Raw genomic sequence first — 529 nt, forward strand, 5'->3', positions numbered from 1 at the left:
TGTCAACCCGATGCTGTCCTACATCAAACCCTACGGGCCCGAACTGGCGGCCTTCTTCGCCAACTTCAACGCGATTCTCCAGTACACCGATGAATCCGGAGCCCATTTCGTCAGACTGGCGCCCCTGGTCAACGAAAAATCCGTGCAGACACCCGTGCCGTTTGATGTGCTGACCTACACCAACCCGTATCCGGCACCCGGCACGGGCGCGAAACCCGGACCTTTCACTGGGCCGTACCCGCGGGTGGAGCAAGACCGCGGATGAGGTTTCGCAGACCTGCCTTCCGGCGTCCGGCGTCGCGGTGGATCCGTTCACTGCGGCTGCCGGGCGCTCGGTGGCGCCCGTCCGCGGGGTGGCGCACGGCCGTGCGGTGGCGCCCGTCCGCGCGGCAGTGCGCCGGGTTCGCCGTCCTGGTGGTTGTGGCGCTAGCGGCGGGCATGGGGCTGGCCCGGGTCCACTCGGACACCACGACGGCGTCCTTCCTGCCGGCGGGGGATCCGGCGCAGCGCGCGTTGCAGGAGTCCGCGC

At 69.0% G+C, this 529-nt stretch carries 1 pseudogene; it reads left to right on the forward strand.

Annotated features, from left to right (window positions below):
• Positions 1–265, forward strand: a pseudogene (locus tag DD1DGNOD_RS12250) (MlaD family protein); the annotation flags it as partial.
• Positions 266–529 lie beyond the last annotated feature (264 nt).

It is taken from the genome of Candidatus Protofrankia californiensis (assembly GCF_900634765.1).
Lineage (GTDB): Bacteria > Actinomycetota > Actinomycetes > Frankiales > Frankiaceae > Protofrankia > Protofrankia californiensis.